We start from the raw sequence: 20,957 nt of genomic DNA, 5'->3' as shown, positions 1-20,957 counted from the left end.
CTTAGCCTTCAACGCGGTATACGCTTTTGATATTGCGGATGACATCCATCCCTTCAAAATGGCGCAGCACCGTGTTCATACTTGCTTTGCTTGCATCGTGTGTAACAATGACAATTTCCGCATCCGGGTTTGCCTCATTCGGCTGCTGGATGACAGAAGCCAGGCTCACTTCATGCTCGGCAAAAACTTGCGTAATTTTGGCGAGCACTCCCGCTTTATCTTCCACATGCAGGAGAATAAAATATTTGGAGGCAATCTGCTCGTCGGTCTTCAATTTCTTCTCTTTGTAAGGCACAAACATACGCTGACCGTTGACGCCAAGCTTCAGGTTGCGCACGACAGCGACCAAATCGGCGACAACGGAGGTTGCCGTCGGCAGCTCGCCAGCGCCGGGCCCGTAGAACATTGTCTCGCCAACGGCTTCCCCGTACACATAAACGGCATTGAACACGCCATTCACAGTAGAAAGCGGGTGAGAGGTTTTGACCATCGTCGGCTGCACGCTCACGCTGATCAGATCGTCCTGACGCTCCGCGATGCCCAGCAGCTTCATTTCATAGCCGAGACGCTTGGCGTACAAGATATCTTCCTTGCTGACGCCGCTGATGCCTTTGACAGTGACATCCTCAAGCGCCACGTCCGCCCGGAAGCCAAGCGTGGATAAAATCGCCATCTTGCGCGCCGCATCCAAGCCTTCCACATCCGAGGTCGGGTCAGCTTCAGCGTAGCCGAGCTCCTGCGCTTCCTTAAGCACATCCTCGTAAGCTGCGCCTTCCTGGCTCATTTTAGTCAAGATATAGTTAGTCGTGCCATTAACGATCCCCATAATTTTGGTAATCCGGTCCGAGGTGAAGCCCTCAATCAAGGTGCGGATGATCGGAATGCCGCCGGCAACGCTGGCTTCATACAGCACATCGCAGTTATGCTTCGCCGCAACAGCAAGCAGCTCGGAGCCGTGCAGGGCCATCAAATCTTTATTGGCGGTCACGACATGCTTGCCCTTTTCGAGCGCGGACAAAATCGTCTTCTTCGCCAAATCAATGCCGCCCATGACCTCCACAATTACATCAATCTCAGGATCGTTGATAATCTCCGCCGGATCTTCAGTCAATTTGTCGGCATCTACAGTAAAGCGGCGTGCCTTGTGCTTGTCGCTAACAAGAATTTTGGCGATTTCAATCGGGGAACCGACCTGCTTTTGCAAATCCTCCTGGTGTGCCTCAACAATACGAACCACGCCGGTTCCTACTGTACCGAGTCCAAACAAGCCTACTTTAATTGGTTTCATCTGTATCTCTCCTTCTCATTATGCATCACGCTCTGTTTAACCTTCTCCAATTACGGAAGCCCTTCTCACCCCGTCAGAGCGCCGCAGCGTATCGATCATGGCCGTTATCTGATCGCCCATCCGGGATGTATCTACAGAAATGACCACGTTGGCCATGCCCTGCAGCGGAATCGTCTGGTGAATCGTCAACACATTGCCTTCCATGGAAGCAATCATACTCAGCACGTTAGACAGCATGCCGGACCGGTGCTCCAGGTCCATGGAAACCGTAACAATCCGCTCCGTACTTAATTTGGTCAGCGGAAAAATACCATCCTTGTACTTATAGAACGCGCTGCGGCTCAGCTCAACCTTCTCCACAGCCTCGTGAATCGTGTGAACCTCTCCCCGGGCAAGCAACTCCTTGGCCTGAATCGTCTTCAGTACAGCCTCCGGCAAAATATCCTCACGAACGAGATAGTACCGCTGCGTTTTATTATCCACAGCTATTCGTCCTTCCTGCAAAGACTAATGTTTCCCTATAGTGGACATTATACTGTACTACCCTCTGCGGGGCAATAGGCAGTTTCATTTCGTATTCAAGCTGAGGAAAAATAGGCTTACAGCCTTTACTGTTCCGGTCAAACTCCGTTATGCTTTACAGGTGCAGTAAGGGAAAAATACTCCTGCAGCCTGGTCAGGGCTGCGGCATTGCTTATACCACATATGCCATTGTAGCATGCTGAACGAACTGGAGGAAATTCACTTGAAGTTACGTCTGATTGCCGCCGCAGTGTTAATGACCGATCAAGAGCTTCTCATGATGAAGCGCTCCCCCTCCCGGAGCTTGTCCCCTGGCGTTTGGGCCGCAGTCGGCGGGCATATGGAGCCGGGCGAAATGGCCTCGCCCCGTGAAGCGGTGCTTCGCGAAATTGCGGAAGAAACCGGTATCCCCTCTTCCCGCATAACCGGTCTCACCCTGCGCTATATTCTCATCCGGCAAAAAGAAAACGAAATCCGTCAGCAGTTCATGTACTTCGGCCGCATCAGCCGCTTGACGCTCCCGGCTTGTGACGAAGGCACTCTGCATTGGATTCCGTTCTCAGAGGTGTTGGACAGGGAAATTCCATTTACATATCGCTCCATGCTGGAGCATTATTTCACACACGGCGAAGCCAAGCATGTCTGGATCGGGACCATCAGCCAAGCAGGCAGCGACGAAGACAGTAAGCCGCAGGCGTTCTGGTCGCCGCTTCGGGATCCCGGTGTCCATTGACCGGAGCTGGCCCGGTTGACCACAGCCGCCATCATGCAGCGAGCTCTGCGCACGAAGCGGAGATGGTTGCTAATCAGAAGCATGCCCGCAAGGCGGCTAGTTTCCGCTCCCCGCGGCCGCAGCGTCGGTTTTCTTCAACATCAGCTCGCGGCAATATTCGATAATTTCGCGCCGCCGAATCATGCCGATGAACACATTTTGATCATCAATGACCGGGACGAAGTTCTGCGCCGCAGCCAGCGAGATGAGGCTCTCCATGTTGGATTGAATGTTAACCGGCTGATTGTTCAGCCTTCTCGGCACATCCTCCAGCAGCACGCGGTGACAGTTCTCAAAATCAAGTCCCGGGGTATTCTTCAGCTTCCAAAGCAAATCCCCTTCGGTAATCGTACCGACATAAACACCGTCCCCGCTCACAAGCGGTACTGCTGTATAACGATGGTACTCCATTCTCTCCAATGCCTGGCGCATGGAATTCTCAGGCGACAAACAGATGATTTCCGCTTTCGGTACGAGGAAAAAAGCAATATTCATGAGTGCATCCCTCCGCAAAAAAACAACCGCAAGGCTCAGCCGTTGCAGCGGACCTGCGGTTTGTTGGTAGTAAAAACAAGTGGATTCTGTCTTTATTTTAAGCTTCAAGCAATGAATTGTAAAGGCGGTCCGGAGCCGCAGACGGCATACGCGCCGCCCGCTGCTGCCGGTACGGTCTGCATTCTGCACACCGGCCGGCCCAGCCTCATGCCCCGCTCACGCAGCTTTACTGCAGCCCTAGCCTTTATTTCAGGCCTTTAGGCCTTCTTACAGAGCTGCTCCGCCCGGCCCTGAACCAGCTCCGCTGCTGTAGGCTCTGCTTCGTTCAATCCATTTCTTGAGCACCTTGGCTGCTTCCTTCCGCTGCAGCAGGGATTCCGCCAGCTGGAAGCCTTCCTCATAAGTGCCGACTTTATCAAACCAGTACAGCCGAAGCCCTGCGTTAAACACAACATGGTCGCGGTACAGCTTCATATCCGCCGAATCGTCGCCGGCCACCAGCCGCCGCAGCAGTTCAAGCTGTTCTTCCAGACTGCACTTGACCAGCGGCTCTCCCCGGAAACCGAAGGTTGCCGGATCGATGACCATGGATTCATCCCCATACGCGGTAACTTTGCGGATCATGCTGTTTTTGTATACAGGCAAATCCTCGGAGCCTTCAATTCCCTGCACAATATAAGCATTTTCAAAGCCCGCTCTAGGCAAAATGTGAACCAGATGCGCCATGGCAGTGCGGTGATTGACGCCGATAATCATGTTTTTGGCGTGGACCGGATTAATTACCTTTTCCACTGTATTCATCAGTGTGCGAAGGCCCATATGCTCCCGGACATGCCGGATATTGAGCATCGGCGGACATATTTTTTCTGTCCAAATAAATCCGATGTGCAGCTCCGAGCAAATTTGCTCCCACTGGGGCACTGTCAAATCCGTAAATACACCAATGCCTTCCAGCAGGCTTTTGATGGAGGTGCCTGTTTTGGGCGGCAGCGCCTCACTCCCGTGCAGCACCTGCGGGACCCCTACCGAAGCCATCAGCAAGCTTACTGGAATCGTGATTGGAAAATAGCTCCTGCCGTTATAAGGCCCCGCGCAATTAATTGCGCCGGAATACGATTTGAACGGCAAGGAATATTGGCGGAACACGTCAATGAAGGCCAGCATTTCATCGTCTGATTCGCCTTTCATACGACAGGCCATAAGAAAAGCAGCCGTCTGGATTTCCGTAGACTCTCCGCGGGCTACCGCATGAGCGGCAGCCACCGCCTCGTCATATGTCAAATCCCGCGATCCTTTTTTTCCGGTGCCTACGGCTTTAATCCAATGCTGCATTTTCATCTCCCCCCGGTAAAATATAAGTGCTTCCTTCCTGCTATTGTATTGGCCTGTGCGCAGCCCCGGCGCGTAACAAAATGCCACATGGGGGAGCGGTCCGTTTCCATGATTACAGCTGATATGAACCATCCCAGCTTCAGTCGGTTTCCGGCTGCGTGACGGCCCTTGCCCGGACCGCAATGCTTTTCCCCTGCAATGTAATACGCCAATCCAAATCTTCGGACCATCTCCTGCGGCCCATGATTAAGGTGATGCTTATTTACACAAGATCCTGCTTATAGCACACTCGGAATTGTATAATCTAACATCAATCCCCCACCCCTTCCATTATACACTCTTTTGTGTTAGTTTTCATCACACGCATTTTCCATGTATCTAGATCAATGTCTGGACGCGGCCGTCTATAGAAAAAGACCGTACAGCCAGTTTAAACTGGACTGCACGGTCCTCAAGCACCCTCCCGTAGTCAAGCTGCTCCTCACGACAACGGAACAAGCACATTTCCCCAGATACCAGCAATATCTCATGACACCCGTAAGTGGCAGTCAATCAAGCCGGGACTATTCTTTTTCCACAAACTCGAATTCCAGATCTCCAATACGGACCATTTGCCCGTCCTGCGCCCCTCGCTTGCGCAGCTCCTGATCCACGCCCATTTTGCGCATCATTCGGGCAAAACGCTGCACTGCATCGTAGGAATTCAGATTGATTCGCTTCAGCCAGCGCTCAATCCCTTCACTTTCCACTACGAATGTATCGTTCTCGCGGCGGATGGTGAATTCATTCCCGTCCTTTCGTTCTTCCATCCGGTATACTTTGTGCTCGTCATCTTCGGATACTTCCTCAACCACAAGCTCTTCCGGCAAGGACTCGATGATGTCCATAGCCCGGTACATTAATTCTTTGACACCCTGGTTAGCTGCCGCCGATATCGGGAAAATCTCAAATTCGCCTTCCACCTGAGCCAATTGCTCCTTGAACAGCTGCAGGTTCTCCTCAGCTCCAGGAATGTCCATTTTATTGGCCGCTATAATTTGCGGGCGCTTGGAGAGCTCTTCACTATACGATTTCAGCTCCATATTAATTTTAACCCAATCATCAAACGGGTCGCGGCCATCGGTGGCAGCCATATCCACTACATGGAGTATCATGCGTGTTCTTTCAATATGCCGCAAAAAATCAAGGCCCAGGCCCACTCCTTCACTGGCCCCTTCAATCAATCCCGGCAAATCCGCCATTACGAAGCTGCGTTCCTCACCTACACTCACTACACCGAGATTAGGAGTCAAGGTTGTAAAATGGTAAGCCGCTATTTTAGGACGGGCCGCGGATACGACAGAAAGCAAGGTGGATTTGCCGACACTCGGGAATCCGACAAGACCGACATCCGCCATCACCTTCAATTCAAGGATGACCCAGCGCTCCTGTCCTTCCTCTCCGTTCTCCGAAATGTAAGGCGCCGGATCACTTGCCGTGGCAAACCGCATATTCCCCCGTCCGCCCCGTCCGCCGCGCGCAATGACGACTTCCTGTCCGTGACGAGTCAAATCAGCCAGCACTTCTTCGGTAGCCTCATCCACCACAACAGTCCCTGGCGGTACGCGGACGACCATATTCTCGGCATTGGCCCCCATTTGGCTTTTTACCTTTCCTTTTTCACCACGGTCAGCCTTAAAGTGCTTCTGATACCGGAAATCAACGAGCGTCCGCAAGCCTTCATCCACACGGAAAATGACGTCGCCGCCCTTTCCCCCGTCGCCGCCCGCAGGACCGCCTTCCGGCACATACTTTTCTCTGCGGAACGAAATCAGTCCGTCGCCCCCATTACCGCCTTTAACAAAAATCTTCGCTTTATCTACAAACATCTCTTCACCTCATTATGATGCAAAAGGCAGACGAATGACGACACCTTCACGTTCTTCATCCCACCGACTCTCAACCTTGGGCTGATGTACCGACGCGGTCCGCAGTACAAGCTCACGGACCTGCTCATCCATGCATTCTTTAACATCCGAATGCATACACAGCAGGAACCGGAAGCCATTCTCCTCTTCCCCAATGCTTACTTGAAGCGTTCCTTCGCCGCCTGATGTTGTCAGCCGGGCATGGTACAGCTCAATGACATCGATAAGCAGCTTCGAAAGCACCTCTGCTTGAAGCGGCAGCTTGCTCATCTCCAGTCTCTCATCAATCTCCACATGAAGGCTGAGTGTACTGGATTTGGCCGGAAAGGAATGAAAGTAAGCTGCGAATTGCGGAAGATTAAGTCTTGAAACCGCGCTGTCCCGTATTGCCTTCTGCCTTATGTTGTCCAACACTTGTCCCAGTTTATCATATTTCTTGAGCTGGACATAGCCTGACAATAGCTGAATATCATTCATCATATCATGCCGCTGTTGATTGACCGTGCGAAGGAGCTGTGCCGTAGCCTCCGCCTCCTGCTCCGCCAGCCTTTGCGCCATTTGCCGCTTGAGCTGCATCAAGCGGACTCCTATCGTCAAGCACACAGCCAGCGCAATAGCGGCCGCAGCCCAAACCTGTGAAGACATCAGCATCAATACGGCCAGGCCGGCGATAACAACCGCTATCACAATCCCGTCCGCCGCTTTCAGATTATTCATCGTTCATCATCTACTCCGTTTCCCATCGCTTCTTTCAGTATACCATGCTCATTGGAAAACATCACCATTTTAAACCATGCTTCTCCTTTAGAAGCCTTGCGTCAACATGGCGATGTGGTCGACCGACCGCCTTCATGCAGCGAAACACCGCGCGCTGGGAGCTGCGCGCGTGCGGAGATCTAAGAATAAGCCGCCGCAGTAGAAAAAAAACGGTGCAGGACAAATGATGATGAAGCGGTGAGATTCCCAGCTGTTTGGAACATGCTTGGAGCAGGAATAACTCCGTCTGTTTACAATGTAAATTGCGCTAAACGGCGCAAAATCCAGCGAAAACCTCTGATATAACACAAAAGCCCCGGCATCATATGCCGAGGCCGAGGCTTGAGCTCTTCATCAATATTACAGTTCGGAAGCAGCTGCAACAGGAGCTACTGCTTCTGGTTGGTATACGCTGACTTTTTTACGGTCGCGGCCCCAACGCTCGAATTTGACGATGCCGTCAATTTTCGCAAACAGCGTATCGTCTGTGCCGATGCCAACGTTATTGCCCGGGTGGATTTTCGTGCCGCGTTGGCGAACAAGAATGCTGCCGCCCGTTACGAATTGACCGTCCGCGCGTTTCACGCCAAGACGTTTCGCCATACTGTCGCGTCCGTTTTTTGTGGAACCTACACCCTTTTTGGATGCGAACAGCTGAAGATTCAGTTTCAACATGGTAGTCGACCTCCTTCTTTATGCTTTTTCGGTAATTCGGATATACTTTCCGTAAGACTCCTGAATCGATTGAAGCATCACTACCATCGACTCCAGAAGCAATTGCGTTTGTTGATAACGATTTGCCTCGATACCCGCCGGCACGCTCACATCAAGCAAGCCGTTCTCCATCTCGCACGGAAGCTCTATATCGAGCAGCGCTTCAATGGCATTCACGGTACCGACTGTAACAGCCGACACGCCGGCACATACAATGTCCTTCCCTGCAACTGCGAAATCGGCATGACCTTCCACACGAAAGGATACGATGCTCCGATCCGCTGCAGCTCGTCTTACTTCCACCCGTATCATTGCAAAATCCTCTTAGCCTTGGATTTTCTCGATGATTACTTTGGTGTAAGGTTGACGATGACCTTGTCTGCGGCGTTCGTTTTTCTTCGGCTTGTATTTGAAAATGGTTACTTTTTGACCTTTGCCGTGTTTTTCCACTTTCGCGGAAACGACCGCGCCTTCTACTACAGGGGAACCTGTTACCAAACCTTTGTCGCCGGACACAGCCAGAACGCGGTTAAAAGTTACAGCTTCGCCTTCAGCAGCGTCCAATTTCTCGATGTAAAGAACATCGCCTGCTTGAACTTTGTACTGCTTGCCGCCTGTCTCGATAATTGCGTACATAGTGTTGCACCTCCTCATGTCTTAGACTCGCCTGTTACAGGTGGCCGAAATCGGCGCTTGGGAACCCGGTTCGAGCGGTTGAAGCATGAGCTGCTGCTCATACTTGTGAAAGCCTCCTGCATAGGCAGGAAGTCTCATTTCCCGATAATAGCACACAATTGAGAGGTTTGCAATCCTTAGTTTTCGAAAAAACAATCACACAAACCAGGAAGACAGCTCTGGCGCCTTGGCCGACTGGCTGCCGCAGGCAGAGCAGTGCTCCAGCATGACCGCATCCAAATTCGCTCTGACCTTCATCCGCGTCATTTCAAGCAGCCCCAGCCGGGTCCAGCCGACAATTTGCAGGCGTGTCCGGTCAGACTTGGCCGCTTCCAGCAGCCGTCCTGTTACAGCCTGCCGGTGCTCTTCCTTCGCCATATCGATGAAATCGATAATGACGATCCCGCCGATATCCCGCAATCGCAAAAGCCAGGCAATTGCACTGGCCGCCTCCAGATTCGTCTCGAACACCGTGTCATCGAGCCCGGTCGATCCGGTATACTTGCCGGTGTTCACATCGATTACCGTCAGCGCTTCTGTCCGGTCGACACGAAGGAAGCCGCCACTGGATAACCGGATTTTGTTCCGGTAAGCTCTCTCCAGCTCTTCAGGAACGCCAAACTCCCGCATCTTGGATATGTTCTCCGGAAACACGTTCAACCTTTTTTCCAGCAGTGGAGACAGGCTGCCGACATAATGCTGCAAACGCTCGATGTCCAGCGATTTGCTGAGCCATACCTCTTCAATCTGATCGGTCAATGTATCCCGCAGCAGCCGCTGTGCCAGGCTTTGCTCGGCATGGAGCAGCTGCGGAGCTTTGCTCCCCGGCACCCGCTGCAGCATGGTTTGCCATACTTCACGCAGAGCGTTCAAGTCCTCCTCCAGCGCTTCCAGATTGGCAACTTCAGCCACCGTCCGCACGATGAGCCCTTCACCGGGCTGCCGGATCTGCTCGCCGATCCGCTTCAGCCGCTCCTGCTCCGAATCGGACACAATTTTTTTGGATACCGCCACATAATCCGCATTCGGCATATAAACCAGCCAGCGGCCAGGCAGCGAATAATGGGTCGTGACCCGTGCGCCCTTGCTTTCCATCGGATCTTTGGCCACCTGTACGACAATCTCCTGTCCTTCCCGCAGCAAATCACGGATAGACGGCTTGATTTTGGGCACTTTCTCCAGATGGGCCGGCAGCACATCGTCAATGTACAGAAACGCATTTTTTTCATGGCCGATGGAAACGAACGCCGCCTGCATTCCCGGCAGCACGTTCATGACCTTTGCTTTATATATATTCCCAACCAATTGCTTTTTTTGAGGCTGTTCCATATAAAATTCCGTTAGAAGCGACTCTTCCAGCATAGCGAACATAAGTTTATCCCGTTTTTGCTCAATGATAATTCGTTTCATGGCTGCTTGCACCTCCGGCTCCGCTCGTCCTTTCATTTTACATGAAAAGATCCGAGACTGCACACTCCGCACTGTTTTTTGTAAAAAATCCGCGGGTTACGCGCTGTTCCGGCAGCACGGCCTCAATCCGCCCCCGCTCGTCCAGCACATAAATAAGATGCAGCCGATCGCGCATATACATACGCAGCACACTCCGAATAAGCCGCTCCCGGGTCACTATAAGCGGGTGAGCATGGGCTCCGCCGCGAATTAATACAGCCATCCGCTCGTCTCGTTTTACCAGGAAACGAATAAATTCATACATGATGTTCCGCTGCGCTACCCAGTTGGAATACACCAGAAATGCCCCGATAAGCAGCAAATTAAGCTGCACACCGTTCCACAAAGGCACCGCCAATGAACAAATGGCCAGGCCGATACTCAGCACCAGGCTCGTGCGTGAAACAATAACCATGACCGAATGATAGGGCAGCACATAGCTGAGCAGCGCCTGCAGCACACGCCCGCCATCCAGAGGATGAACCGGCAGCAGATTAAAAAGCCCGATCATCACATTCGCCTGGATAAAATAGACACTCCAGGCCGTCCCCCACCACCCGAACTGATGCATCAGCAGGGCAAACAGCACCATCCAGGCATGCTGAAGCGGACCCGCCAGCGCCACAGCCAGCTCCTGCCAGGCCGGGGAGCCTCCAGCATCCTCCGTGACAGCCGCCCCGCCAAAAGGATACAGCTCTACGCGCGAGACCCGCCAGCCGAACCCGCGGGCACAAACGACGTGCCCCAGCTCATGAATCAGTACAATTACGAACAGCACTGCCATTTCGATACCATAGCCGGTCACAATTGACGCCGCCATCATTAGCACAAACAAGGGATGAAGCCGGTAGGATGTCCCGAAAATATTAATCAAAGGACACCACATCCGTCGGATTCAACGGATTTTGGTCCTTGGTTACAGCAAAATAAAACCGTCCGCCCACCTCCGCAGTAGACTTCACTTTACCAAGCGCCTCCCCCATCTTAATCCAATCGTTCGTTTTCCACGCGGTTTGCGCTATGCCGCCATACACTGTCCGGTAACCTTTGGCGTGTTGGATCGTCACCGTCCAGCCTTGTTCAGGGGAAGATTGAACCGCTACGACACGGCCCGTATCCACAGCCTTCACCACCGCTCCCGCTTCCGTTTCCAGCCACATTCCGGGCGAACCCGGAAGCTCATACGGTTGTATTACCGTCCCGATTACCGGCGCTGCAAACCGGGTCGTCACCGTGGTGCTCACCTTTTGGGCGTCATCTATCGGCTTGGGCTCCAGCGCCGGAAGCAGTCCCGGTGTTCCTGCGAACAGCTCACGGTACCACTGCTGCATATGGACCCTATTCATCGGCTCGGTCAATGCCGTCCGTACAGCTTGCTGCACCGGGAGCAGGACCGGCATATCAAGCCGGAACAGCCCCCACAGCAGCACATAGACCAGCACAGCCAGCGTCAGCTTCCAGCGCAAACCGGCGATCCATCCGCGCGGTGATGCCGGTATGGGCGGCATTTGCCCCGGTGTCTCAAACTCATCCAAATACGGCATCGGCTGCGTCTGCAGCACCCGCAAAGAATCGCGATGCTTCCATGCGTACTCGGGATCGTTCAGACGTTTGTCCGGGCTGTGAACGGGCAGTACGGGGCGGTACGTGCTCTCCCGACCCCGAACCGGTTTATTGGAGGAACCGCTTTGCTCGTCAAAAAGCCTGCCGCTGTCCGGCGAGCGAACGGGCGGACGCTGATTTTCCATGGGTTGCTCCCCCTTGCATTTGGGCTTGTACTCGTATTACCACAGCATATGACCCCCGCTTGCGCATTATGCCGGCCGTCCTGACGGTATGCTCATCATGATATGCTCCATGCTCACATTAGGATATGAAATAAAACAGCTTCACTCCCTATTGGATTGGTACGGAACGGCCTCATCAACAAAAAAACGCCCTGAAAAGGACGTTTTGCTAAATTCCTGCTTGGCTATTCCGCCGCTCCGTAAGGATTCGGCATTTCCTGGTGGGCCCGCACGCTTAATATGATCCCTATCGATATCATGTTCGTCAGCAGCGATGTTCCCCCGTAGCTTATAAACGGCAGCGTAATCCCGGTTAGGGGCATTAACCCCATCATCATACCTACGTTTTCAAAAATCTGGAACACCAGCATCGACACGATACCGACAATAATGTATGAGCCCCGCTTATCCGAGCTTTGCATCGCGATAAGGATCATCCGGTAAATAAGCAGAAAGTACAGCATCAGCAGCAGGGAAGAGCCGATAAACCCGAATTCTTCCCCGACAACGACAAAAATAGAATCCGAATAGGCATACGGGATAAAGCCCTTTTGTAAGGAATCTCCGTTCAGAAAAGACTCCCCGGTCAGGCCCCCTGAGCCGATGGCACGGATGGAGTTGCCCACCTGCCAGTTATTGGCATTCTCCGCGTTCGGATCCAGGTACGTGTCGATTCGCTCCACCCAGTGCTTCTTGTCATGATCAATCATAAACTGCTCAATCGGATCATGGAACTGCTGGAACAAATAAAAAATCAGGGCGATGCCGGCCACGGAAGCCGCCAGCCCAATTAACGCGTGCGTATATTTGATATTTCCGATCCAATACATGACAACCAGGATAATGAGAAAAATAATTGCGTTCCCTAAATCCGGTTGAATTACGACAAGGGTAAACGGAACGAGCACGATGAGCCCGACCGGAACGAGCCCGGTAAAAAAAGCAAGATTCTCCCCTTTATTCCGGCCGAGAAATGCCGCCACGGCGATAATTACCATCACCTTCATCAGCTCGGCGGGCTGAAACGTCATATTGATGCCCGGAATATAGAACCAGCTGCGGGCGCCGTTCGTCTTCTCTCCCAAAAAATACACCGCAATCAGCAGCAAAATTCCCAATCCATACAAATAAGGCGAAATTTTGAGCAGCACCCGGTAATCAAAAAGCATTACCGCCACAAGAACAACGAAACCGATACCGTAATAAAACAAATTTCTCAGGTAATAATCCTGATAGTTCGGGCCTGCGGTAAACGTTGCACTGTAAATGACGACTGTGCTCACCGCCATAAAAATGAGCAGCAGGCCAATCACAGGCACGTCAATTTTTTTTAATTTGTCCCACAATGCGAATCACCTGATTCCAAAAAACTTCTTAACCTTGCCGAACATGTTCGGTCTTTCTTCAAGCTGCATCAGCGGCACGGTATCTCCCAATATACGGCGGGCAATATTACGGTATGCAATAGCAGCCCGGGAATCCGGGTTCATCACAGTCGGCTCTCCGCTGTTGGCCGACTTGATGACAAATTCGTCATCCGGAACAATGCCGACCAAATCAATGGACAACACAGAGCAAATTTCATCAATATCGAGCATTTCCCCCTTTTTGATCATACCGAAGCGAATCCGGTTAATGATCAGCTTGGGGCTTTCGATTTTTTCATTTTCCAGAAGCCCGATAATCCGGTCCGCATCTCGCACTGCCGCATTTTCCGGCGTTGTGACCACAATGGCCTTGTCTGCTCCGGCAACAGCGTTTTTGAAGCCCTGCTCAATCCCAGCAGGACAGTCAATAATTACAAAATCAAACTCCTTCTTCAGCTCCAAAACCATATCACGGACCTGTTCAGGAGACACGGAATGCTTGTCCTTCGTTTGGGCGGCCGGGAGCATATACAGCTCATCAAACCGTTTATCCTTGATCAAGGCCTGCTGAAGTCTGCAGCGCCCCTCCGCCACATCGACCAAATCATAAATAATCCGGTTTTCCAGTCCCATGACTACATCCAGATTACGCAAGCCGATATCGGTGTCGACCAGACAAACCTTCTTGCCCTGCAGGGCAAGCGCTGTTCCGAGATTGGCTGACGTTGTCGTCTTGCCGACACCGCCCTTGCCGGATGTAATTACTATCGCCTCTCCCATGCGTTTACCCTCCCACAAATCCTTTGTGTTTAAACCGGTGAAGCTGTGCCATCTTATCAATTTGCATGGTGCCGTTGTCCAGATAGGCAAATTCCATATATGCTTCTTCAATGCCCCACTCATCCGGCGGACGACTGATAATTCCGGCAATACGCAGCTGTGTCGGGCGCATATAGGAAGCGGCAATAATCGCCTGCTCATTGCCGTTGGAGCCGGCGTGCGCCATTCCTCTCAGCGCCCCCATCACATAGATGTCACCTGTACAAATAATCGTTCCCCCAGGATTTACGTCGCCGAGATACAGCACATTGCCTTCATGCTCAACGACTTGTCCGGAACGGACGACACCGCGCATCACCTGAATGTGCTGTCCGGCTAATGCCCCCTGCTCGGCTTCAGACGTCGATTCAATGGATTGTATCAGCAAATTGCCGCTCTTTTGGATGGATTCGCTGATACGCTCCCTCTCTTCGTCGGTGAGCACGCGGCTTCCAAGCTGCACCTTCACATTCATAGGCGGTCCCGACAAAAGCTTGTGATGCGTTTTCTCAAGCTTGTGATCGAGCTCGCCGATCAGCTCCTCCAATGGACAGCTATCGTCCATGACAAATATTAATCCGTCCTTGACCCCTTTAATTAAAACCCGATGCTTGGAACCTGCCATCCATGCGCCACCTTCTTCGCCCGCCCTGTGTACTATTTGTCTTCTTCTGCAATATAAGGCTGCATTCCTTCCAGCCATTTACGCATCGGGATATAGATTAACAGGGCAAATGTCAAATTAAGCAGCATGCTCGGTACGATTTTGTAAACAAACGTCCATTCAAAAGGAATCGTCGTTACGCGTAAAAAGAACCGGTATACCCCATACTGCAGCGTATCAAAAACTACATTCCCCAGCGTCATTACAAAAATAACGCCAAACAGCTGCTGTGGTCCCCGTGACATAAGACCGGCCGCATAGCCGCATAATCCCATACAAAACGATAAAACCCCTAGCGCATGCCCGTAATACAGCAAATCCATCATAAATCCAAAAATAAGTCCATAAACAAGCCCGGCATGCCGGTTCAAGTACATCCCGATAAACATCACGACAGCCAGCACAAAATGGGGCTCGACATAAATGTGGGACTGCCAGGACACCGGGATCAGCCATTTCAGGACGGTGCCTTCCACCAGCAGCAGCCCCAGGAGCAGAATCCACAGCAAATGTCGTTTCATCCGCTCACCTCAGCTCCGGTACTTCAACAATGAAAACTTCCCGCAAGCGGACAAAAGAAGCACTCGGTTTAATCTGCGCGGTATGCGTAATGCCAAAGTCCCCTTCCCGGCGGGAAGCGACGGTGCCGATGACCAGACCGCTTGGAAAAAGCTGGCCCATGCCGGAGGTAATCACCGTGTCCCCAGGCTGCAGATCGTCATTGGGATCGATTTTGTTCATAATCAAATATTCCCCGTCGTAGCTTTCAATGACGCCGTATGAATCCGGCTTTCCATGAATCGTAACAGAAATTCCTTTGGAATTGCTGTCGTTAATATCGGTAATCAGCTGGACGTTGGAGGAAAAAGCAGATACATGCGTTACCCTGCCGAGCAGCCCTTCAGCGGTCATAACCGGCATATTCTCCTTAATGCCGTTTTTGGAGCCCAGATTAATCACCGCCGTATTGTTATGAAACGGGTCCGGACTCATGCCGACAACTTCGGCAATATGCCATTTGTAATTGTTGGCCTGCTGCTGGCTTTCGGTAAAGCCAAGCGCTTTTTTGAGCCGTTCATTTTGCTCCTCCAGCTCATTCAGACGCATCCGGTCACGGGCATACTGCGCCAATGTCTGGCGGAGAGCCTTGTTTTCCTCATAGATGACAGATAAATTTTTGATGTCTCCAAAGAAGCCCGCAACAGCTCCGGCGGGCTTGTAGAGCAGGCCCTGAACCCAGGCCATCGAATCGCGGACAAAATTTTCCGGCCAGGACATTTTAGAACGTTCCCCAAAGCTGAGACCCATCAGTGCAATGAAAAACATAATCCCGACTAGAAGAAGTATTAATCTTTTATTGGAAAACAGCTTTAGCAACGAAGACACCTCGTTATTTCTCAACGCGGGGACAGGCCCTTAAACCGGTGCTACGACTCCCGAAACAGAAGCGGTTCACCCGGAATTTCTCGAACGGCAAGAATGGCAGCTTGGGAAGCTGCCTGCTTAACGTTTTGTCCGGCTGGTCGGTCCTGACCGCGTTTTGAACAAATGAATATTCTCAAGCGCCCTGCCGGTACCGATAGCCACACAGTCCAGCGGGTTATCTGCAACAATGACCGGCATGCCGGTCTCGCTGGATAGCAGCTTATCCAGATTGCGAAGCAATGCTCCGCCTCCGGTAAGGACAATTCCCCGGTCCATAATATCCGCCGACAGCTCCGGCGGGCATTTCTCCAGTGTTACCTTGACTGCATCAACGATGGCGCTGACGGTATCGGCCAGTGCGTCCGCAATTTCCTCCGCCGTTACGCTCAGTGTCTTGGGCAAGCCGGATACAAGATCGCGGCCCCGAATTTCCATCGTCTCGTTAACATCCAAATACGTCGCGGAGCCGATCTCCATTTTGAGCTGCTCCGCAGTGCGCTCGCCGATCATCAGGTTGTAGGTTCGCTTAATGTACTGGATGATTGCTTCGTCCATCTCATCGCCCGCCACTCGGATCGAGCGGCTGGTTACAATCCCCCCAAGTGAAATGACGGCCACTTCTGTCGTCCCGCCGCCAATATCGACAACCATGCTGCCCGTCGGCTCCCACACTGGCAAATCGGCGCCGATCGCAGCTGCAAAAGGCTCCTCAATCGTGAAGGCGTCCTTCGCTCCGGCCTGCTTGGTCGCGTCCTCAACCGCCCGCTTCTCTACAGCGGTAATGCCGGACGGCACACAGACCATGACATTGGGACGGCGCGGAAACAGCGCGCGTGTTTTTTGCGCCTGCTTCAAGAAGTAGTTGATCATCGTCGCGGTTGTATCGAAATCAGCGATAACGCCGTCCTTCATCGGACGGACTGCCCGGATATTGCCCGGTGTGCGGCCTATCATTTTTTTGGCGTCGTTTCCGACGGCTTCAATCGTTTTTGTATCTGTACGCAGGGCGACCACAGAAGGCTCCCTGACGACAATGCCTTTCCCTTTTACATATACGAGGGTATTGGCCGTTCCGAGGTCAATCCCCAGATCTTTCGTAAATCCACCTACCATTTTGATGTAGCTCCCTTCACCTGATCGCGTCATTCTAAATCATTATATTACAGATAGCCATGCTCCTTCAAACTAATGAACGATTTATCCCCGATGATAATATGATCCAGCACCTCAATGCCGATAATTTCGCCTGCTTCCGCAAGCCGGCGGGTTACGGAGACATCCTCCTCACTCGGCGACGGATCGCCGCTCGGGTGATTATGCACGCATATTATAGACGCGCTGCTCCGCTTGATGGCTGCCAGAAATACTTCGCGGGGATGAACGATCGAGGCGTTCAAGCTGCCGATGGATAAGGTTTCCCTGCCAATAACATGATTCTTCATATTCAAAAACAGACAAACAAAGTGCTCCTTCTGAAAATAACGAAGCTCCTCCGCCAGAAGCTGCCAGACATCATGCGGGGCACGAATCGTTACGGTCTCGTTCAGACCGGTACGCGTCAAGCGTCTGCCCAGTTCGATACCCGCTTGAATTTGCAGGGCCTTCGCCTGACCGATACCGCGTACAGCTGTAAGCTGCTCCGTGCGGGCCTCGACGAGATTGCGAATACCGCCTACTTCATTCAGCACGCGCTGCGCGAGATGCACGGCCGACTCGCTGACAGTGCCCGTGCGCAGCAAAATGGCCAGCAGCTCCGCATGGCTCAGCGCCGACGCGCCATACTGCAGCATTCTTTCCCGGGGTCTTTCCTCCTGTGGCACTTCGCGCAGCAACAGCAGGCTATCACTCATGAACGATCCCTTCTTCCTGATTATTATAGCACTGCGGGCAATAAAAAAGCAGACCGGATTCGTGAAAAATCCGGTCTGCCGATGCTTTCGCGCAGATAGTATTTTTATTGTACTCGGTTCCTTCAAAAATTTCAATTCAGCGCAGCGCGGCTCCGCCCCCGCTTGAAAATGGGTGTAATCCGAGCTTCGCCAGCATCGTATGGAGCAAGCTGACCGGCAAGCCCATCACACTGTAGAAATCCCCTTCCAGTCGCTCCACGAACATGGCGCCGAGTCCTTGTACGCCATAACCCCCGGCTTTGTCCATCGGTTCTTTGGTTTGGATGTATCCTGCAATATCCCCCGGGCTCATCGGCTTAAACTTCACCCGGCTGACCGTATAGCCGACAGTCACCGCAAGCGCCCCGCTTGCGCCAGACAACAGACGGTACGCCCCGCAAGCCGTTTCGCGGGCACCAGTATAGCCCTCGTGATTTTCTAACACAGGAACAGCCAGATCTCTGCAGGCTGCTGCATCCAAGCAGGCCAGGCCGCTGTATACATGATGCTCCCGTCCTTGCAGCGCGCTCAGCATTCGCTCGGCGTCCTGCTCGTCCACCGGCTTGCCGAGCACCCTCCCATCCAGCACAACAATCGTATCCGAGCCAATGACGATGCCGCTTTGCAGCTCATCCGGCAAAATCCGGGCAACCGCAGCCGCTTTGCGCAGGGATAAGGTCTCTACGATTTGCTCCGGCGTCATTCCCGGCTCCGTTGTTTCATCGGCATCACTGGATTGTACATGCACCGGGAAAGGCAGCGAGCGGATTAACTCCTGGCGCCGCGGTGAAGAGGATGCCAAAATAAGGGTTCTTGCTGTTTCCGTAGACAATCGATACTGCCTCCTTCAATAAGTTAACCTGTATGCAGCAGGCTGCCGTCATGCGTCGTCACATCGCGCGCGTGCCGGAGATGCCCGCTTTGGCCCTCAGAGCTACATTCTGCGATGCAGCCAAATGGCGGCGATTACACCGAGTATACTCATCAGATTGAGCCGGATGACCAAGGTCAAGTCATATTTTATCATTTGCAAATCGGCTCTGGGCTCCCAGGTAATTCCTGTCGATTGTGTCAAAAACGACAATCCCTTCACGGGGGCCAGAAGCTGCCCGATCAATGTTCCGGCTAACAGGCCCATAATTATGAAAATGCAAAAGGTAAGCTTGGATTTATTCATGCTCCACTGTTCCCCATTCGTTGACATCTATTTGCATCAGTCTCATTATACGAAGGTAATGCGGGGAGCACAATTCCATTTTAACAGGAAAGACCGGCTTGTGCATATTATGCACGAACCGGTCTTTGGGATGAGTTTATTGAACGGCCAGGGCCGACAATAACGATTTCTCGGAAACAGCATACTGTATTAGTTCGCTTTGCGCCTGCCAGAGCAGCGCTGCGGACGGGCTTTTCTTGTATTCCTCCAACGCCTTGACCGCCGAGTTCAGACTTTGTGTCATCTTCTGCAGCCCAGCCTTTTGATCAGCAGGAATACCGGCTTCCATCTGCGCCGCCGCCCCGATCCAGGTCTGGTGAGCGGCCTGCGCCGATTTTAATTCCGTTTCATCCGGCGCTCCCGGTGCGTTCTGCCCCAGATGCTTGGACGTAAGAGCGCTCAGCTGCTGCATCAGCTTTTCCCCCTGCGCAAAAAATCCGCTTACCGCTGCACTGTCCTGCGCTTTGCCGCTCCAACGAATTTTGGCGGCGGCCGGTATCGCCAGCTGCTTCAGAATAACCTCCTGCTGCTTGCTCTGCACTAGCTGCGACAAGGCTTGCGCCTCGCTGCGGCCCGGCGCCAGGGCAACGTATACCGTATATTTGTCCCCGCTCTCCGTTACGGCTGCCAGTCCTTTTTTTCGCAAATCGGCCTGCAGCGCTTCCGCCCCCTGCTGATTCGAGAACACCCCGCCCTGCAGTACGGTATAGCTATTTCCCGCCAAATTGACCGCTATGGCCGAGCCCGCTGCGGCTGCCGCACTCGCGGGCACCGCTTCTCCCTCTGTTTTTACAGCGGCTCCTCCGGCTGATGCTCCTGTCCCGGTGCTTCCCGTAAACGGAGCTCGTACGAGCTGCTCGGCTGTTTTTTGCACATCATTAGGCTCGCTTGCAAACATGGATAACACGAAAAATCCGAACAAGGCTCCCGTGGCCACAGCGCCTGTGACCGATGCGATAATTTTAAGCCATGGCGTTACCCGGGACGGTTCCCGTCCTGGCCCCTCTGAAACCGGTAAAAAGGGGGCCCTGTACGTTTGCCGGGAAGCGGCCGGACGCTCATAGAAGCCGTATTCATAATCGAATTCCGGACGCTCACGGCCAGCAGGCTCCGAATCGGCACCGATTCGCCCCCCCTGCTCACGGCTGCCGGGCATGCGCTGCCACGGCTCCCGGCTGTCCGGCAGCCAGACCGGCTCACGTTCTTCCCTGTGTCTGCCCCCATCTTCTTCCCGAGCCCCCCGATTCTCCCGCAGTTCAGTTGAGCGGATTAATTGCTCCAGCCGCTGCGTTTCCGCATCAAACGGGCTGGACCAGGCCTCATAGTCATTCACATACGGATTTATTTCTTGGACATCCGTAACTACCGGACGAAGCTCAATCACATCACGATCACTTCGGCTTTGGGGCGAACGCCCGACATGCTCTTCCTCTTCATGAAGCATAGGCGTCAACGGACCCGCAAGCTCTTGGGGCGGCAACACGTCTCTTGGAGCTGGCGTGGAGTCCAGCCGGGTTCCGCTGCGGTCAAAACGGTACGTAATACGGGCTTTGTTCACTGTTCTTCTCTCCCTTGTCCGAAACGTTGTTAGCTTATCCCTATGCTGGAGCAAGCTTCTTTATGCTTGTTTCTTATTTCGGGACCCGCTTCATCTCTGAAAAGCAGGGCAAGACCGGTTTACAAGCACCGGGAAAACTAGGCACGCATGATTTCCGCTCCACCGCTCCATAAACCGGTGAAAGACAACCCCCTATGCAAAAGCGACGCGTTTGACAAAATAAAAAGCCCCCCGGCGCAGCTGCCAGCGCGCGGGCCGTCCCAGGTTGGAGGTTACTCGCCGTCTAATTATCATTTTTTCTTATATACATACAAAACAACAG

The 20,957-nt window shown here is 52.9% G+C and carries 23 protein-coding genes and 1 other annotated feature; of the genes, 1 reads left to right on the top strand and 22 read right to left on the bottom strand.

The annotated features are described in order from the left end of the window. Position 1: 1 nt before the first annotated feature. Together WBG83_RS06090 and WBG83_RS06085 are read right to left on the bottom strand one after the other, a co-directional pair. Positions 2–1,288 carry a homoserine dehydrogenase gene (locus tag WBG83_RS06090; protein WP_336743586.1) on the bottom strand — a complete coding sequence of 429 codons (1,287 nt, stop codon included), beginning with the start codon at positions 1,286–1,288 and terminating at the stop codon, positions 2–4. Between the two features lie 36 nt (positions 1,289–1,324). Beyond that, positions 1,325–1,771 (bottom strand): ACT domain-containing protein, encoded by a 447-nt coding sequence (locus WBG83_RS06085; RefSeq protein ID WP_336743584.1) that lies wholly within the window; start codon positions 1,769–1,771, stop codon positions 1,325–1,327. A 262-nt stretch (positions 1,772–2,033) separates the two neighbouring features. On the opposite strand from WBG83_RS06085, the gene WBG83_RS06080 reads away from it, so the two are divergent. After that, positions 2,034–2,543, top strand: a complete 510-nt coding sequence (locus tag WBG83_RS06080) for an NUDIX domain-containing protein (protein WP_336743582.1) — start codon at positions 2,034–2,036, stop codon at positions 2,541–2,543. Positions 2,544–2,639: 96 nt separating this feature from the next. Here the strand turns inward: WBG83_RS06080 and WBG83_RS06075 are convergent, their stop codons facing one another. The 20 genes from WBG83_RS06075 to WBG83_RS05980 all read right to left on the bottom strand — a co-directional run bounded on the left by WBG83_RS06075 (position 2,640) and on the right by WBG83_RS05980 (position 20,635). Beyond that, a complete protein-coding gene (locus WBG83_RS06075; protein WP_336743580.1) occupies positions 2,640–3,077 on the bottom strand; it encodes a CBS domain-containing protein in 438 nt (145 codons plus the stop codon). 267 nt (positions 3,078–3,344) lie between these two features. Next, entirely contained in the window at positions 3,345–4,409 is a 1,065-nt protein-coding gene (locus WBG83_RS06070; protein WP_336743579.1) for an anthranilate phosphoribosyltransferase, read from the bottom strand. A 563-nt stretch (positions 4,410–4,972) separates the two neighbouring features. Beyond that, positions 4,973–6,277: a GTPase ObgE gene (gene obgE, locus WBG83_RS06065; RefSeq protein ID WP_336743577.1), complete on the bottom strand. Its 1,305-nt coding sequence runs from the start codon at positions 6,275–6,277 to the stop codon at positions 4,973–4,975. Between the two features lie 12 nt (positions 6,278–6,289). Next, complete coding sequence (locus WBG83_RS06060; RefSeq protein WP_336743575.1) at positions 6,290–7,033, bottom strand: Spo0B domain-containing protein; 744 nt, start codon at positions 7,031–7,033, stop codon at positions 6,290–6,292. A gap of 399 nt (positions 7,034–7,432) precedes the next feature. Then, a complete protein-coding gene (gene rpmA / locus WBG83_RS06055) occupies positions 7,433–7,747 on the bottom strand; it encodes a 50S ribosomal protein L27 (RefSeq protein WP_336743572.1) in 315 nt (104 codons plus the stop codon). Between the two features lie 18 nt (positions 7,748–7,765). Beyond that, a complete protein-coding gene (locus tag WBG83_RS06050; protein ID WP_336743570.1) occupies positions 7,766–8,098 on the bottom strand; it encodes a ribosomal-processing cysteine protease Prp in 333 nt (110 codons plus the stop codon). 12 nt (positions 8,099–8,110) lie between these two features. After that, positions 8,111–8,422 carry a 50S ribosomal protein L21 gene (gene rplU, locus WBG83_RS06045; RefSeq protein WP_336743569.1) on the bottom strand — a complete coding sequence of 104 codons (312 nt, stop codon included), beginning with the start codon at positions 8,420–8,422 and terminating at the stop codon, positions 8,111–8,113. A gap of 13 nt (positions 8,423–8,435) precedes the next feature. Further along, positions 8,436–8,512 (bottom strand) — a sequence feature (ribosomal protein L21 leader region). A 105-nt stretch (positions 8,513–8,617) separates the two neighbouring features. Continuing rightward, positions 8,618–9,871, bottom strand: coding sequence for an Rne/Rng family ribonuclease (locus WBG83_RS06040; protein WP_336743568.1), 1,254 nt, complete (start codon positions 9,869–9,871; stop codon positions 8,618–8,620). 37 nt (positions 9,872–9,908) lie between these two features. After that, positions 9,909–10,784 (bottom strand): M50 family metallopeptidase, encoded by an 876-nt coding sequence (locus tag WBG83_RS06035; protein ID WP_336743566.1) that lies wholly within the window; start codon positions 10,782–10,784, stop codon positions 9,909–9,911. Beyond that, positions 10,777–11,658: a M23 family metallopeptidase gene (locus tag WBG83_RS06030; RefSeq protein WP_336743565.1), complete on the bottom strand. Its 882-nt coding sequence runs from the start codon at positions 11,656–11,658 to the stop codon at positions 10,777–10,779. The genes WBG83_RS06035 and WBG83_RS06030 overlap by 8 nt, the downstream gene beginning before the upstream one ends. A 224-nt stretch (positions 11,659–11,882) precedes the next feature. Further along, a complete protein-coding gene (locus WBG83_RS06025; RefSeq protein ID WP_336743562.1) occupies positions 11,883–13,043 on the bottom strand; it encodes an FtsW/RodA/SpoVE family cell cycle protein in 1,161 nt (386 codons plus the stop codon). A gap of 6 nt (positions 13,044–13,049) precedes the next feature. Then, complete coding sequence (gene minD, locus WBG83_RS06020) at positions 13,050–13,844, bottom strand: septum site-determining protein MinD (protein WP_336743560.1); 795 nt, start codon at positions 13,842–13,844, stop codon at positions 13,050–13,052. 4 nt (positions 13,845–13,848) lie between these two features. Then, complete coding sequence (gene minC / locus WBG83_RS06015; protein WP_336743558.1) at positions 13,849–14,508, bottom strand: septum site-determining protein MinC; 660 nt, start codon at positions 14,506–14,508, stop codon at positions 13,849–13,851. 32 nt (positions 14,509–14,540) lie between these two features. Next, the gene (gene mreD / locus WBG83_RS06010; protein WP_336743556.1) at positions 14,541–15,068 is read right to left on the bottom strand and encodes a rod shape-determining protein MreD; all 528 of its coding nucleotides are present in this window, start codon (positions 15,066–15,068) and stop codon (positions 14,541–14,543) included. Positions 15,069–15,072: 4 nt separating this feature from the next. Then, the gene (gene mreC, locus WBG83_RS06005) at positions 15,073–15,933 is read right to left on the bottom strand and encodes a rod shape-determining protein MreC (protein WP_336743554.1); all 861 of its coding nucleotides are present in this window, start codon (positions 15,931–15,933) and stop codon (positions 15,073–15,075) included. 117 nt (positions 15,934–16,050) lie between these two features. Beyond that, positions 16,051–17,085, bottom strand: coding sequence for a rod shape-determining protein (locus tag WBG83_RS06000; protein WP_336743552.1), 1,035 nt, complete (start codon positions 17,083–17,085; stop codon positions 16,051–16,053). A 47-nt stretch (positions 17,086–17,132) separates the two neighbouring features. Next, positions 17,133–17,822 carry a RadC family protein gene (gene radC, locus WBG83_RS05995; protein ID WP_336743550.1) on the bottom strand — a complete coding sequence of 230 codons (690 nt, stop codon included), beginning with the start codon at positions 17,820–17,822 and terminating at the stop codon, positions 17,133–17,135. 136 nt (positions 17,823–17,958) lie between these two features. After that, a complete protein-coding gene (locus WBG83_RS05990) occupies positions 17,959–18,693 on the bottom strand; it encodes a Maf family protein (RefSeq protein WP_336743548.1) in 735 nt (244 codons plus the stop codon). A gap of 102 nt (positions 18,694–18,795) precedes the next feature. Continuing rightward, positions 18,796–19,038 (bottom strand): DUF4321 domain-containing protein, encoded by a 243-nt coding sequence (locus tag WBG83_RS05985; RefSeq protein WP_336743547.1) that lies wholly within the window; start codon positions 19,036–19,038, stop codon positions 18,796–18,798. Between the two features lie 136 nt (positions 19,039–19,174). Then, on the bottom strand, positions 19,175–20,635 hold the full coding sequence (locus WBG83_RS05980; protein ID WP_336743544.1) for an SPOR domain-containing protein: 1,461 nt from the start codon (positions 20,633–20,635) through the stop codon (positions 19,175–19,177). Positions 20,636–20,957: the final 322 nt, after the last annotated feature.

It is taken from the genome of Paenibacillus sp. y28 (assembly GCF_037137075.1).
In the GTDB taxonomy this organism is placed as follows: Bacteria; Bacillota; Bacilli; order Paenibacillales; family NBRC-103111; genus JBBBNV01.
This window is presented reverse-complemented; position numbering and strand designations above follow the sequence as displayed.